The sequence below is a fragment of the Bacillus sp. AFS098217 genome (genome assembly GCF_002551815.1).
Taxonomy (GTDB): domain Bacteria; phylum Bacillota; class Bacilli; order Bacillales; family Bacillaceae_G; genus Bacillus_A.
Map to the genome: position 1 here is coordinate 1 of NZ_NVPR01000038.1, position 13,713 is coordinate 13,713.

Consider the following 13,713-nt stretch of genomic DNA (forward strand, 5'->3'; position numbering starts at 1 on the left):
AGACAATTATACAACAAAATGAAACGTATGTTCTAAAAAATGTAATTTTCTTAAAAAAAGAAAAAACCGATTCATCCCCCACCTTCACTTCGTTTAGAGGAAGGGGGCTTCTCGGTTAAAATGATAAAGCGAAACTCCCATCAGTAGGAGTTTCGCTTTATTTCTAATATTTTTTATAGTTCCCACACAACGAAATTTAAATCATTTCAAGTACGCTGATAAAAAAGTTCCCACAACCAAAAAACCTTACGTATAAAACGTAAGGTTTTTATATAGTCCCACACATGCCGTTATCTCTAGATGTCCATAAACCTGCTCTCACAGGTGGATGTCCTCACAAATGTTTGCAGTTTCCTTCTTAAAAAGACGGCGTGCTGTTTCCATTTAAATATTGAACTTCCGTATTATACTCATTGGTTTAAGACATACATAAGCTACGTACACCGTAGGAATTTTATATAATGTTAGTTAAAATAAGACCCCCGCACGTGCCGTCCCTCGTAAATGTCCAAAAACCCGCTACTCGCAGGTGGATGCCCTCACAGCTACCATATATCTTCCTTCACAAAGAAGGCTTGATGATGGTCGCTAAATGTTGAGCTTCCGTATAACTAACATCGGTTTTAGACATAAATAAGTTACGTACACCGCAGGATGTTTTATTTACTTGTCGTTATCTTATCACATTGTATGCAATGTGTAAAATGTAATATTTTGAAGCAATTTCTTGCTTGTGCCCTTATTTTAATACAAAATATTTTTGCATGCAAGGGGTTACTGTCCTTCTTTTACAATTTGATTTTCTGGATAAGAAATCCAATCACTCCAGCTTCCAGCATATAACTTCACATTACGGAAACCAGCTGTTTGTAGCGCTAATACATTCGGACATGCTGTTACACCAGATCCGCAATAAACGATTGTTTCCTTCTCTTTATTAAGATGATGGAAACGTTCCTCTTGCTCATCTTTATTTTTGAACTGTCCTTCCGCTGTGATTCCATCTTTCCAAAAATAGTTTTCTGCCGTCGGAATGTGACCAGCACTATGATCGACAAGTTCTTCGGCACCAGCATAACGCTTTGGCTCCCTAGAATCAATTAACGTAATATCTGCATTTGCACGAATCTTTTCTTTCACATCTTCCATCGTTACAAGTAAGCTTTCTTGTACGTTTGGCATAAAATGTTTTCGTTCAAATGTTGGAACTTCCGCTGTTGTAGATAAATTTTGTTCTTTCCAAGTAGGAAAACCACCATTTAACACATATGTTTTTTGATGTCCTACATATGTTAATAGCCACCATAGACGCGAAGCCATTGCACCAGCTTGACTGTCATATGCAACAACTGTTGTATGTTCATCAATACCAGCTTGAGAAAGCTTTTCGGCAAAATCCTCAAGGTTCGGGAGTGGATGACGGCCACCATGCTCCGTAATAGGACTGGATAAATCAAGATTCAAGTCAAAATATAGTGCATGGGGAATATGTTCTTTTTCATACTGTTCTCGTCCCCAATTTGGATTAGCTAAGTCAAAACGACAATCAACTATGCGAACATGTTCATCCTCTATATGCTCTCGTAACCATTCGACTGTAACAATCATGCTTAACGACCTTCTTTCTCTTGCAGGCGACTTACATACTCCATAACCATATCTTCTGTTACAATTTTACGTTGCGGTGCAACACCTCGTTTAGCAAGGTCATTGATTTGCTTTGTTACCATATTAATTGCATCTACTGAGAAATGTTTTCCATTTGAAGCAAGTGCTACCGCCGCTTCAATTGCCGCTTCACGCTGTGCTTCTAGCTGTAAAAATGTTGTCACAATTTCATTTTGTTTACGAGAATGTGCTGTAATTGCTTTATGTACTTCCATCTTCTCTTCCCCCTAAGTAAAATTTGTACTTTCTTGCCAGTTCTTCATAAGAAAATGACTACGTGAGTTCCATTGTAAGCCGAATCATATCACGACATACAATTCCATTTTCAATAATCTCTTCTTCATAATGCTTTGAAAAGTAATCAAAATCAATAGAAAAAATACGAAAACCACATTTTTGATATAATGCAAGCTGCGAAACACTAGAATTTCCTGTCCCAACTTCAAGTGTATGCATATGATGTTCTTTCGCAGTTATAATCGCATGTTGTAACAATTGTCTCCCAATGCCTTGTCCTTGTAACTCTTCCAAAACAGCAATATTCATAATTTCCATTGCTCGTGGCCTTGTTTGAAGCAATACATATACACCTATTACCTTTTCTTCCTCTTTCATAGCATAGATAAGACCGCGCTGGAGATATGAATTGATTTGACGTTCACTTGGATCGGCAAGCAATAACAGCGACTTCGGTGCAATCTCTTTAGAAATACGCTCTATTACAATTCCCATAAAATTTCTCCTTTCTCTCTTGTTCTAAACCCACCTTGTCTACCATAAGTAATACAAAGGAGGGATTCACCATGGACAACAATGAGAAAAAGTGCAACGTCATCTCAATTGATGGAAAGAAAAAGAAAAATGGAACATATTCCTATCCAAAATTAGTTGTAGAAGGAAAACCATATGAGTTTTCTTCATTCGTCTTATGCGGTGAAACACCAGATGGTAGACGATTAGTTCTTACTCATATGATTTCTACAGATGAATTTGCAGGATTCGTAAAATCACTGGATGCTGTATTACAAAAGAAAATTGAACAAATCTTTTTTTCATAGAAGTTATACAATATGAATTTCTTTTTCGATTGCTGCTAATTGTTTCTGTAATTGTCCCTTACTTTGTTCATATAGCGATACATCAATTGTTTCTGCTAAAGCGAATAATACACTTTCATAATATTGCTTAACATCTTGCTGCATCACTTCTCGGAATAGGTCCCACTTCACTTCCCATTCTTGTTTATAGTGATGAATAAATAATTCTTCTTCATCCGCTACATATTGGGATACGAAAGGCTCGAGTGATTCCTTCGTATCTTCTTGCATGACTGCTTTATCATTTTTCTCAAAAAAGCTTTTCTCGTTTTTAAAATGGGATAATGCCTTTTTAAAATCTTTTATTTCTATAGAAGGAAACGGCTCTTTATGTGTAATAACTTGGTACTCATAATCCGCTGTTCCATTCATAGAGATAGATTTATTTTCCGCCTTACATTTTACTGCAATTTCATCCCCTGCACGCTGCATCGTTTCATCAATCCATCTTTCAAGACGCAGTGAAGTTGCTCGCATCTCTTGCACCAAATCATGCTGAATGAAGGATACAAGCTCCATGAGGCATTCTTGCAACTTAATTTTTACATTTCCATCTGTTCGAAGCGATGCTGGGTTAATAAATTCAGTAAACACATCATTATAACGTAAAAATAAACGTTGCTGTACATAATACAACAGTTCTTTCACTTCATTTTGCATTGCCTGTTCTTCTGCAAGTACACTATACGATGAAATAATATGAAGTAGCTGCTCACGTTCTGCTTCATATTTTTTTATTTGCTTTTCTTTTTCATCATTTCCTTGCTTGGCTCCTTGTATCATGTTTGCAAGAAGTTGATCTGCGCTTTGCAGTGCACTATATAAAGAATGTACAGACACGAGCATTAAATCACGCATCATAAAGGATGTAAATGATTCCTCAAACTTTGTAATTCCCGAATTTTGCAAGATTCCATACTGTTCTTTTGAAATACTCTTTCCTTGTTTCTCTTTCAGTGCACATAAGCTTGAAATTGCAAACAAGCGCGGATTTCGAATACCATATTGCAAGAGCTGATCTGCAATATATCCTTTTACCATTTCAAGTTCATCCTCAGACTGCGCTAAGTCCGCTGCATTAATCAAGAAGAACATTTTATCAAGTGCAAATGTATCTTTCACACGACCAAGCTGAATTAAAAATTCACGATCTGCTCTTGAAAAGACATGATTGTAATACGTTACGAATAAAATTGCATCCGCATTTTTTATGTATTGGAATGCAACATCTGTATGACGGGCATTAATAGAATCTGCTCCCGGCGTATCAACAAGAGCAACCCCTTGTCTCGTTAAAGCACAATCATAGTAGAGTTCCATATATTCCACAAAACATGACTTTTCTTCATTCGCTACATACTCAGCAAATTCTTCTAACGTAACTTGTACTTGTTCCCCTAAGTTGTTAGAAACTGCCTGATAACCTCTTTGTACCGCACGTAAAAAACTAAATGTTGTTTTTTGCTTTCCACTTGGTGACGGATACTGGATGATTGTATCTATTTGTGATAACGCTTCTTCCAATGTTGCTATTTCATAATGAAACAGTTTATAAACTGCTTTCATATCTTCTAACAATGCTTGCTTTGATTTAAATTGAACAACCACCGTACCGTGAGGTTTCTCTTCTGTAATTGGCAAAATTTGATTGATCGTCGCCGTTGTCGGATTTGGTGACACTGGGAGCACATTTTCACCAAGCAAAGCATTTGCAAATGATGATTTCCCTGCACTAAACGCCCCAAATAGCGCTACTGTAAATTGCTTCGTTTCCACACGTTTTCTTTTCCCAACAACTTCTTGATGCAAATGTTTAAGCGTAGGAAGAGTTTCTAATATCGTTTCCGCACCTTTTACTTGTTCTAATATACGATGAATATTTAATGTTGCTGTCGTTTTTACATTTTCTTCATTATAAGAAATACTATCACTTCGCACCTCTTGTTCTTGTAATGTAAACTTCTCATTTACAACCTGCTTCTTACCTTGCAATACTTCTTCTATTTGTAATCCATCTGGCACTGGTACATGATCGCCCCAAATACCTTGTAAGTAATTTTCGTATTTATCATACGCTTTAACATATTGTAATTTTGTTTCTTTTGCCGTCTGCAATACCGCATATTGTTCAATTTCTTCTTCAATGTGAACAATCTCTTCTTTGACCTTTTCCTGTAAAACACTCGTACTCTTCTCGAAAATCTGCTGCGCTTTCATAAAGTATCTTTTCTTTAGCTCATTTGCAACATCTGCTGTATACAGAAGCAAGTAATCTCCTGTAAATCCTGCACCTTGTTTAATTGTTTCTGCTAATAATTCGGGATTAAAAGAACTTTGCATTGCATATATGTCTTTTCCTACTTCTTCTGTAAACAACCCTTCACCTTTTAAGAAAGCTACAATAAACTCTTTTACATGGAAATCAAGCTGCGTTTCAACGGTCTTCTCTAGTGCTGAATAAAATGCATCTAAGCGCCGCTGTTTTTCTTGCTCTGTTTTTCCTTTTGCAAATAATAAACCGACTTTAAATTTTGTTAGTTTCGTTTCTAAATATTGATTCGCTAGCTCTCTCATTTCAAACGGCATTAAGTAAGCGTTATCTAATATTGCTTGCAAACCTTTTATAAACTCATTTTTTACATCGGATTCTTTATTAGCCACACGTCGTTTATTTTCAAGAAGCTCTTCCTTCTTTTCCATTACTTCTGAAAGCGATAACGGTGATGCTAATTCTTTTTCATATGGCATAAGCTGTTTTTCATTTTCTGAAAGAACGAATGAAAAATGCTCTTGTAATAAATATTCTGTTTCTCTTTCCATACCATTGCTCACATATTGTTCACGCTCTTTCATAATAGAAGAAAGCAAATTCTCTAATTTTTGAATTTCATTGTGCGGATGGTTCGTCATTCGTAAAGAAGTATAAAAAATACCATCTACTTCAATATCCCAATTAGAGAATGATTGTTTCACACTTTGCCTATAACTCTCAAATGACAGCTCATTTTCTTTATGCTTATCAATTTGATTGACAACAAGATACACCGTTTTATTACGCTGCTTTAATTCTTTCACAAACTGCAAGTTCACTTCTGATTGAACATGGTTATAGTCCATCATGTAAAAAATAACGTCCGCAAGATGGAGCGTTGATTCTGTTGCTAATTGATGCGCGTCGTCTGTCGAATCAATTCCAGGTGTGTCAACAAGTATGACACCATCAGGAATTGGTGCATCATTTCGGTAAATATGAACGCCAATTATTTCATCACCATTTTTACAAAGCTGCTTCAACTCTTCTGCCGAATACGCACCGTCATATTCATAGTGCTCTCCAGATTTCACTGTAACAACAACACGATCCTGTCCCTTTTCAATTTTAACTACATTTGCACTTGTTGGAATCGGACTTGTCGGCAATAGCTGCGCTTTATATAAGTGATTCATCATCGTCGATTTCCCAGCAGAAAAATGGCCACAAAATGCAATCATAAGCTGTTCTTCTTTATATTTTTGCATTACCTCAAACAACTTCAAGCTATTTTCTGTATCACCATGCTTCTGCCATTCTTCATAAAAACAAACAAGTTTTTTCATACTGTTTGTCTGTACTATGTTTGTCATCCCCTTGATCCCCTTTATTCCAAGATGTATATACCCTATTATCATACTAAATTTTCAGCATATTCACATCAAAAATAAAAAATCCCCTTCATTATTTTGACAAATGAAAGGGATTTTATGTGAGATTATTCATTTTGTTGTTCCAACCTCATTTAACACATACTTTGTAATGACAGCATATACAACAACCGTTCCTGCAATTAATGTATACATCATATTTAACACACCAACCTTTTTCTGATAATGATTATCAATTTTACATTCATTTTATCATTAAAGAGAATCATTATCAATAATTTTTTTCAAAAAGAAAGCCCCTTTGAAAGAAGGGGCTTTTTACTGCCTGTTTTAAAGGAGTGAAAAACTTGTTGTGCACTCTTATTATATCTCATCATACACATCTTAATAGTTTCAAAAATTGGAAATACCCCTATCTCCTTTTGTTTACATTTTGTATAATAAAAGGGATTGACTTAAAGGAGGAAAATAATGACACAAAATATTTCACAAGGCGAGAGGATTCATTCTATCGATATTATTCGGGGAATTGCTATACTTGGTATTTTTCTTGTTAACTGGCCTGTTATTGCTGGTGTTGACACTAGTGAAATCACCGGAAGTTATGAAGGGATAGACAGTTATATCCGCCTATTTTACGACATGTTTATTCAAACAAAGTTTTATACTATTTTTTCATTTTTGTTTGGACTAGGATTTTACATTTTCATGCAACGTGCTGAGACAAAAACAGATCATCCAAAAACATTATTTGTCCGTCGACTTCTCATCTTATTGTTGTTTGGTTTCTTACATTACGTCCTTTTATGGGATGGGGATATTTTACATAGCTATGCAATTGCAGGATTTTTCTTATTTTTCTTTTATAAAAGAAAGCCTCGTACTGTTTTAATATGGGCTTTGGTTTTATTAGGACTTTTCCAATTTTTCATGCTACTAATGAGTTTAATCCTTATGTTTATACCAATAGAAGAATTAAGAACTTCCCTCCCCATTATGCCTTTAGAAAATTGGGGAGTACAAGTGCAAGATCGCTTTACAGACTTTTATTCTGAAGTAATCCAGACAAACCTTTCTATGCTTCCAGAAATAGTTGGATTATTCTTACTCGGTCTATATGCTGGCAAAAAAGACATTTTCCGCCGAACGAAGGAACTAGATCCAAAACTAAAAAAATGGCAAATCATTATGTTCGTTTTAACATTACCTATGTGGTTCTTCATGATTCGCTACTTTGTGGCAAAACAACCATACGAGCCAATCCACATGTACGGTCTTACAATGTTTAGCGGGAAAACATTATTTATCTTTTACATTTTCACACTTATGCGTTTATTACAGCGAGAAAGATGGCAAAAGCTATTACGTCCATTCCAATATGTAGGACGAATGGCATTAACCAATTACATTTCACAGACAATCATCACATTACTTGTGTTTGGTCTAGTTTTCAAAAATTACTTGCCAGTACCATTATGGATCGGCCCAATATTTTGCATCGGTTTTTATACATTACAAATCTTTATTAGTCGCTGGTGGCTCTCTCATTATCAGTACGGTCCACTTGAATATATTTGGCGCCTAGGTACATATGGAAAAATGATGCCTCTAAAAAAGAAAAGCAAGGTCTCTTAATGAGAACCTTGCTTTTTGTTTATGCTTCTGTTACAGCACTTTGCACTGGAATTTGCTCTTCTTTTGTTTTCGCTTTGCGCTGCGGAATCATATTAAACACGATATTTAATAGTACCGCCGACGCACTTCCAAGCACAATTCCGTTATCTGTTAAAATACGAATGCTTTCTGGAAGCTGAGAGAATAACGTTGGAACAACTGTTACACCAAGTCCGATTCCAACAGAACATGCTACAATTAATAAATTTTCTTGCTTAGCAAAGTCTACGCTGCTTAACATTTTAATTCCGTATGCCATAACCATTCCAAACATCGCTAGCATAGCACCACCAAGCACTGGTTTTGGAATAATCGTTGTGATAGCTGCAATTTTAGGAATAAAACCAAGCACGATTAACATCCCACCGCATGTATAAATGATCACGCGATTTCGTACACCTGTTAATTGAACAAGACCGACGTTTTGAGAATAAGTTGTATAAGGAAATGCATTAAAAATACCGCCTAAAATCATCGCCAATCCTTCGGCACGGTAACCCTTCGTTAACTCTTTCTCACCAATCTTTTTGTTACATATATCAGATAAAGCGAAATACACACCAGTTGCTTCTACAATTCCAACACAAGCAACAAGAATCATTGTAATAACCGGTGTTAATTCAAATGTTGGTGTACCAAAGTAAAACGGCTGAATACTGTGAAACCAATCGGCTTCTCCAACTGCTTGCAGGCTCACTTTCCCCATAAATGCTGCTATAATTGTACCAAATAAAAGACCAAGTAAAATAGAAATAGAGCGGATAAACCCATCAAAGAAACGATACATAATTATAATAAATAATAAGACACCGAATGCTAATGCTAAGTTTTCAAGACTCCCAAAATCTTTACTACCTACTCCTCCAGCCATATCATTAATCGCTGCTGGGACTAATGTAACCCCAATCACTGTAACAACCGAACCCGTTACAACAGGCGGGAATAGTTTCACAAGCTTTCCGAATAGCTTTGCAAAAATAACAACGAACAGTCCTGCTGCAATAATTGCTCCATATATAGAAGAAACACCGTACTGCTTACCGATAGCAATCATCGGTCCAACTGCTGTAAACGTACAACCGAGTACAACGGGAAGACCAATTCCGAAAAAACGATTCGATAACGCTTGTAAAATCGTTGCGACACCACACATTAATAAATCGATAGATACTAAGTACGTCAGTTCTCGCTGATTTAAACCAAGTCCTCCGCCAACAATAAGAGGAACAATAATTGCTCCCGCATACATGGCAAGCATATGCTGCACGCCAAGGGATGCGATTTTAAATGGGTGCTGCTTCATGATTATTTCACCTCCGCAGTCTCTTGCAAAGCAAATGTAACAGTACCGTTATCAAGTGATGCAATTTCTGCAAGTGATTCTACACGAACGCCATTCTCACGCAGTTTCTTTCCTCCATCTTGAAATGCTTTTTCAATAACAATTCCAATTCCAGCAATACTTGCTCCAGCTTGCTCTACTAAACTCATTAAGCCTAAAGCAGCTTGACCATTTGCTAAAAAGTCATCAATGATTAAGACACGATCGTTTTCATGGATATGATTTCTAGATAATGAAATTTCATTCGTTTCTTGTTTTGTAAATGAGTATACTTTCGCCACATACATATTATCTTGTAACGTTAACGATTTACGCTTTCTTGCAAAGATTACTTTTACACCAAGCTCTAGAGCTGCCATAACTGCCGGTGCAATTCCTGAAGATTCAATCGTCACGATTTTTGTAATGTTCTCTTCTTTAAAACGCTGTGCAAACTCTTTTCCGATTTCTTGCATAAGCACTGGATCAATTTGATGATTTAAAAATGCATCTACTTTTAATACATCACCAGATAAAACCGTTCCTTCATTTAAAATCTTTTCTTGTAATACTTTCATGTTTGTTCCTCCTCTTATGCAATAAAAAAACTCTAAAAGCCGCCACCACTCGTTACAAGTGAGAGACGCGCTTTTAGAGCTTCGCAAAAAAGAATGCTAAACCAGCAATATATTCGTCCTCACTCATAGTCAAAGTATTTACGGTACTTCGGTAGAAACTTGCAGGCCATATCCCCGCGATTATATGAGTGTAGCTAACCTATTTATTTTATAGAAGGATTATAACGCACTTTTTTGACTTTGAAAAGCATTTATAAGAAAAACACGTACATTTTTTATAAAAATACCATTTTTGTTCGATTTTTGAAAACTCTTACATTTTGTATTTCCCTATTAAAGACGCGTTAAAATAACTGGCCCATCCTTTGTAATTGCTATTGTATGCTCGTACTGCGCTGATAGCTTTCCATCCATTGTCCGTGCAGTCCAGCCGTTTACATCCACTTTTGCATACCGCATACCTACATTTACAATTGGTTCAATCGTTATTACCATCCCTTCTTGTAACACTGGTCCTTGCCCTTGCTTTCCAAAATGAAAAATCGCTGGTTCCTCATGGATTTCTTTACCAATCCCATGCCCTGTGAAATCCCTTGCGACAGAGAATCCTTCAGAAGCTACATAACTTTCAATTGCATAGCCAATATCCCCAACATGATTTCCTGCTATCGCTTGTTCAATCCCTTTATATAGAGCATTTTCTGTTACTAGTAATAATTTTTCTGCCTCATGAGAAATATCTCCTACTTTATAACTCCATGCAGAGTCAGCAAGTGCACCATTTAAATTTATTACCATATCAATTGTAACAATATCTCCTTCATTTAAGGACTTATCAGTTGGGAAGCCATGACACATCTCATCGTTCACAGACGCGCATATTGCATATGGATAATCGTTATATCCTTTTTGTTCAGGCGTTGCACCATACTTTGCTAAATATGTTTCAACAAATGTATCAATTTCCAATGTTGTGATACCTGGTCGCAGCATCTTTGCAATTTCTTGATGACACGAAGCTAGCAATTTCCCAGATTCGCGCATCAAATCTATCTCTCTTCTCGTTTTTATCATATTCATACAATCTCTCCTCGTTCATCCTTCTATCCATAGGCTGTAAACTTCCATTAATAAAAGCTATCCAAATTCCATCATACACACCCTTCTCCATAATTTCAAAAAAGCTCTCATTTCACATTTTTTTCACAAATTCACATTCCAAAACTTGTAAGAATCCGCGATTTTACGAGTTCTTATCATAGACATAGTTTTTATTGTATCAATGAACACTTTTTGAAAGCATATGTGGACACAGTTAAATTATCTAAATTTTTTGTATTATGAAATTATAAGATTTCATTTATCCAAGGAGGGGTATTATGGGCGAACATAAATTGCATCAACAAGAAACGAAAAACAGTCAAAAAAGCTCATTAAAAGGAACATTAATCTCCGTTTTTTTAGTTGGCTTTTTCATTATTTTTACTTGGTTTAGTGTCTATCAAATTTTTGTTAATCGGCTTTAATATATTGTTTTGAAAAGGGAGATGGGGATATGCACTTACATAAATACGAAAAAATCTGGCTCGTTTTCGGCGTCGGTTCACTATTCGTATTTTTGGCCGTTTTAGGAATTAGTGCTTTTTATATGGGAAACAAACCACCAAGTTGCTTAACGACTATTGACCCCGAAAAGGTCCATGCAACAGCACCTTTTGATCATCCTGGTGTCAAGCAAGTTGGGAAAGATCATTATCAAGTTACCATCATTTCACAAGCATTTTCCTTTACGCCAAACACAATTAAAGTACCAAAAGGTGCGAAAGTAGATTTTGTCGTCACAACACAAGATGTTGTACATGGTTTTGAAATTGCAGGAACAAACGTCAACATGATGATTGAACCTGGATATGTAAGTACTGCTTCACAAGTTTTTCAAAAATCTGGGGAGTATTTAATTGTTTGTAATGAGTATTGTGGTACTGGCCATCATATGATGAGCGCAAAAGTGGAGGTGACTGACAAATGATTGCACTGCAAGATAAAATAAGTAGACGAGATGCAAAACTAGCAATAGCTCATATTCATGTTGCTTTTATCGCTCTGTTTTTAGGTGGGCTATGCGGATTATTGCAAGTTCTCGTTCGCTCTGGAAAATTCAATTTACCTGCTGGTATTGGTTACTATCAAATATTAACAACTCATGGTGTTTTGCTTGGACTCGTATTAACAACGTTCTTTATTATCGGCTTCTTATTTGCTTGTATGAGTAAAACAACTGGTATTCTATCGAAAGGAGTTCGTCAAACAGGTTGGATTGGCTTTTGGCTTATGACAATTGGAACAACAATTACTGCCATTTTTATTCTACTTAATAAAGCAACCGTACTCTATACATTTTACGCCCCATTAAAAGCACATCCTGGATTTTATATCGGACTTACCCTTGTTATTGTCGGCAGTTGGTTCAGCGGATTTGCAATGTTTGCTCAGTATCGAACATGGAAAAAGCATAATAAAGGAAAAATAGGTCCTCTTTTAAGCTTTATGGCCGTTGTAACAATGGCGCTATGGCTCGTCGCTACAATCGGCGTTGCTGCTGCAGCACTTATTCAATTCATTCCATGGAGCTTAGGATTTATCGATAAAATCGATGTCCTTGTTAGCCGAACACTATTCTGGTACTTCGGCCATCCGCTCGTTTATTTTTGGCTCCTCCCAGCGTATATGGCTTGGTATGTCATTATACCGAAAATTATTGGTGGGAAAATTTTTAGCGATTCACTAGCTCGTTTATCATTCATCTTATTTTTACTATTTTCTATGCCTGTAGGATTTCACCACCAATTAACAGAACCAGGAATTGACCCTGGGTGGAAATACTTACAAGTTGTCTTAACATTTATGGTTGTCATTCCATCCTTAATGACTGCCTTCTCTTTATTCGCCACCTTCGAACAGTTTGGTCGCTCTAAAGGAGCTACTGGACTATTCGGATGGCTTCGAATGCTTCCATGGGGGGATGCTAGATTTTTCGCTCCATTCGTCGGTATGCTCATGTTTATCCCAGCTGGTGCCGGTGGACTTGTCAACGCAAGTAACCAACTAAACCAAGTCGTTCATAATACTGTATGGGTGACTGGGCATTTCCATTTAACATTAGCAACATCTGTCGTATTAACATTCTTCGGTATTGGTTATTGGCTCATTCCTCATTTAACAGGACGCGTCATGACAAAGGAAATGAATCGCCTTGCTATGATCCAAACTTGCGTATGGGCGATCGGCATGTTCTTCATGTCTGCTGGTATGCACTTTGCCGGACTACTTGGAGCACCTCGCCGCTCTGCTTTTTCTACATATGGAAATTCACCACAAGCACTTGAATGGATTCCGTATCAAATTGCACAAGCAGTCGGGGGAGCAATTTTATTTATAGGAATTGTAATTGCGATCATTATTTACTTAGACCTTGTCTTCTTTGCTCCGAAAGGTCAAACGGAGTTCCCAATCGGTGAAGTAGCCGATGCATCTGAACGTACACCGATGGTTTTTGATAATTGGAAGCTTTGGATTGGTATTACAGCGTTACTTATTTTATTTGCCTACACAATCCCATTTATTGATATGATTCAAAACGCTCCGCCTGGTTCAAAAGGATTTAAATTATGGTAAGTGAAAAGCAGAGGGGAGTCCCCTCTGCTTTTTATTATCTTAAAACCCCTTAGCTCAT

General features: G+C 36.6%; 12 protein-coding genes, 2 other RNA genes and 1 riboswitch. Of the genes, 5 read left to right on the top strand and 9 right to left on the bottom strand.

Translation table 11 applies throughout. From position 1 onward, the window contains the following. Positions 1-271: 271 nt before the first annotated feature. From ssrS (COO03_RS10740) to COO03_RS10760, 5 genes are all read right to left on the bottom strand, one after another. Positions 272-455, bottom strand: a non-coding RNA gene (gene ssrS / locus COO03_RS10740) — 6S RNA. Between the two features lie 21 nt (positions 456-476). Beyond that, positions 477-659: non-coding RNA, 6S RNA (gene ssrS / locus COO03_RS10745), on the bottom strand. Between the two features lie 115 nt (positions 660-774). After that, a complete protein-coding gene (locus COO03_RS10750) occupies positions 775-1,608 on the bottom strand; it encodes a sulfurtransferase (RefSeq protein ID WP_097897177.1) in 834 nt (277 codons plus the stop codon). Positions 1,609-1,610: 2 nt separating this feature from the next. Continuing rightward, the gene (locus COO03_RS10755; RefSeq protein WP_097897178.1) at positions 1,611-1,883 is read right to left on the bottom strand and encodes a DUF2533 family protein; all 273 of its coding nucleotides are present in this window, start codon (positions 1,881-1,883) and stop codon (positions 1,611-1,613) included. Between the two features lie 58 nt (positions 1,884-1,941). Further along, the gene (locus tag COO03_RS10760; protein ID WP_097897179.1) at positions 1,942-2,400 is read right to left on the bottom strand and encodes a GNAT family N-acetyltransferase; all 459 of its coding nucleotides are present in this window, start codon (positions 2,398-2,400) and stop codon (positions 1,942-1,944) included. A 71-nt stretch (positions 2,401-2,471) separates the two neighbouring features. Here COO03_RS10760 and COO03_RS10765 point away from each other — a divergent pair, with 71 nt between their 5' ends. Continuing rightward, on the top strand, positions 2,472-2,726 hold the full coding sequence (locus COO03_RS10765) for a DUF3931 domain-containing protein (protein WP_097897180.1): 255 nt from the start codon (positions 2,472-2,474) through the stop codon (positions 2,724-2,726). 3 nt (positions 2,727-2,729) lie between these two features. Here COO03_RS10765 and COO03_RS10770 read toward each other — a convergent pair whose 3' ends face one another. Further along, a complete protein-coding gene (locus tag COO03_RS10770; protein ID WP_097897181.1) occupies positions 2,730-6,389 on the bottom strand; it encodes a dynamin family protein in 3,660 nt (1,219 codons plus the stop codon). Between the two features lie 489 nt (positions 6,390-6,878). Between COO03_RS10770 and COO03_RS10775 the strand changes: the two genes are divergently transcribed. Continuing rightward, complete coding sequence (locus COO03_RS10775) at positions 6,879-8,042, top strand: DUF418 domain-containing protein (RefSeq protein ID WP_097897182.1); 1,164 nt, start codon at positions 6,879-6,881, stop codon at positions 8,040-8,042. Between the two features lie 19 nt (positions 8,043-8,061). Here COO03_RS10775 and pbuX read toward each other — a convergent pair whose 3' ends face one another. The 3 genes from pbuX to COO03_RS10790 form a co-directional block, all read right to left on the bottom strand. Continuing rightward, positions 8,062-9,384, bottom strand: coding sequence for a xanthine permease PbuX (pbuX, locus tag COO03_RS10780; RefSeq protein ID WP_097897183.1), 1,323 nt, complete (start codon positions 9,382-9,384; stop codon positions 8,062-8,064). A 2-nt stretch (positions 9,385-9,386) separates the two neighbouring features. After that, positions 9,387-9,980: a xanthine phosphoribosyltransferase gene (locus COO03_RS10785; RefSeq protein ID WP_097897184.1), complete on the bottom strand. Its 594-nt coding sequence runs from the start codon at positions 9,978-9,980 to the stop codon at positions 9,387-9,389. A gap of 106 nt (positions 9,981-10,086) precedes the next feature. Next, a riboswitch (purine riboswitch) is annotated at positions 10,087-10,188 on the bottom strand. A 125-nt stretch (positions 10,189-10,313) separates the two neighbouring features. Then, positions 10,314-11,060, bottom strand: a complete 747-nt coding sequence (locus COO03_RS10790) for a type I methionyl aminopeptidase (protein ID WP_097897185.1) — start codon at positions 11,058-11,060, stop codon at positions 10,314-10,316. 299 nt (positions 11,061-11,359) lie between these two features. Here COO03_RS10790 and COO03_RS10795 point away from each other — a divergent pair, with 299 nt between their 5' ends. From COO03_RS10795 to COO03_RS10805, 3 genes are read left to right on the top strand one after another with little or no spacing between them, the layout of a single operon-like run. Then, complete coding sequence (locus COO03_RS10795) at positions 11,360-11,506, top strand: cytochrome c oxidase subunit 2A (RefSeq protein ID WP_097897186.1); 147 nt, start codon at positions 11,360-11,362, stop codon at positions 11,504-11,506. Between the two features lie 29 nt (positions 11,507-11,535). Beyond that, positions 11,536-12,009 (top strand): cytochrome c oxidase subunit II, encoded by a 474-nt coding sequence (locus COO03_RS10800; RefSeq protein WP_097897187.1) that lies wholly within the window; start codon positions 11,536-11,538, stop codon positions 12,007-12,009. Continuing rightward, positions 12,006-13,655, top strand: coding sequence for a b(o/a)3-type cytochrome-c oxidase subunit 1 (locus COO03_RS10805; RefSeq protein WP_097897188.1), 1,650 nt, complete (start codon positions 12,006-12,008; stop codon positions 13,653-13,655). Before COO03_RS10800 ends, COO03_RS10805 begins: the two co-directional genes overlap by 4 nt. Positions 13,656-13,713: the final 58 nt, after the last annotated feature.

Coding starts and splice junctions, on each gene's coding strand:
- COO03_RS10750 (WP_097897177.1), bottom strand. CDS start 1,608: ATGATTGTTACAGTCGAATGGTTACGAGAGCATATAGAGGATGAACAT.
- COO03_RS10755 (WP_097897178.1), bottom strand. CDS start 1,883: ATGGAAGTACATAAAGCAATTACAGCACATTCTCGTAAACAAAATGAA.
- COO03_RS10760 (WP_097897179.1), bottom strand. CDS start 2,400: ATGGGAATTGTAATAGAGCGTATTTCTAAAGAGATTGCACCGAAGTCG.
- COO03_RS10765 (WP_097897180.1), top strand. CDS start 2,472: ATGGACAACAATGAGAAAAAGTGCAACGTCATCTCAATTGATGGAAAG.
- COO03_RS10770 (WP_097897181.1), bottom strand. CDS start 6,389: ATGACAAACATAGTACAGACAAACAGTATGAAAAAACTTGTTTGTTTT.
- COO03_RS10775 (WP_097897182.1), top strand. CDS start 6,879: ATGACACAAAATATTTCACAAGGCGAGAGGATTCATTCTATCGATATT.
- pbuX (WP_097897183.1), bottom strand. CDS start 9,384: ATGAAGCAGCACCCATTTAAAATCGCATCCCTTGGCGTGCAGCATATG.
- COO03_RS10785 (WP_097897184.1), bottom strand. CDS start 9,980: ATGAAAGTATTACAAGAAAAGATTTTAAATGAAGGAACGGTTTTATCT.
- COO03_RS10790 (WP_097897185.1), bottom strand. CDS start 11,060: ATGAATATGATAAAAACGAGAAGAGAGATAGATTTGATGCGCGAATCT.
- COO03_RS10795 (WP_097897186.1), top strand. CDS start 11,360: ATGGGCGAACATAAATTGCATCAACAAGAAACGAAAAACAGTCAAAAA.
- COO03_RS10800 (WP_097897187.1), top strand. CDS start 11,536: ATGCACTTACATAAATACGAAAAAATCTGGCTCGTTTTCGGCGTCGGT.
- COO03_RS10805 (WP_097897188.1), top strand. CDS start 12,006: ATGATTGCACTGCAAGATAAAATAAGTAGACGAGATGCAAAACTAGCA.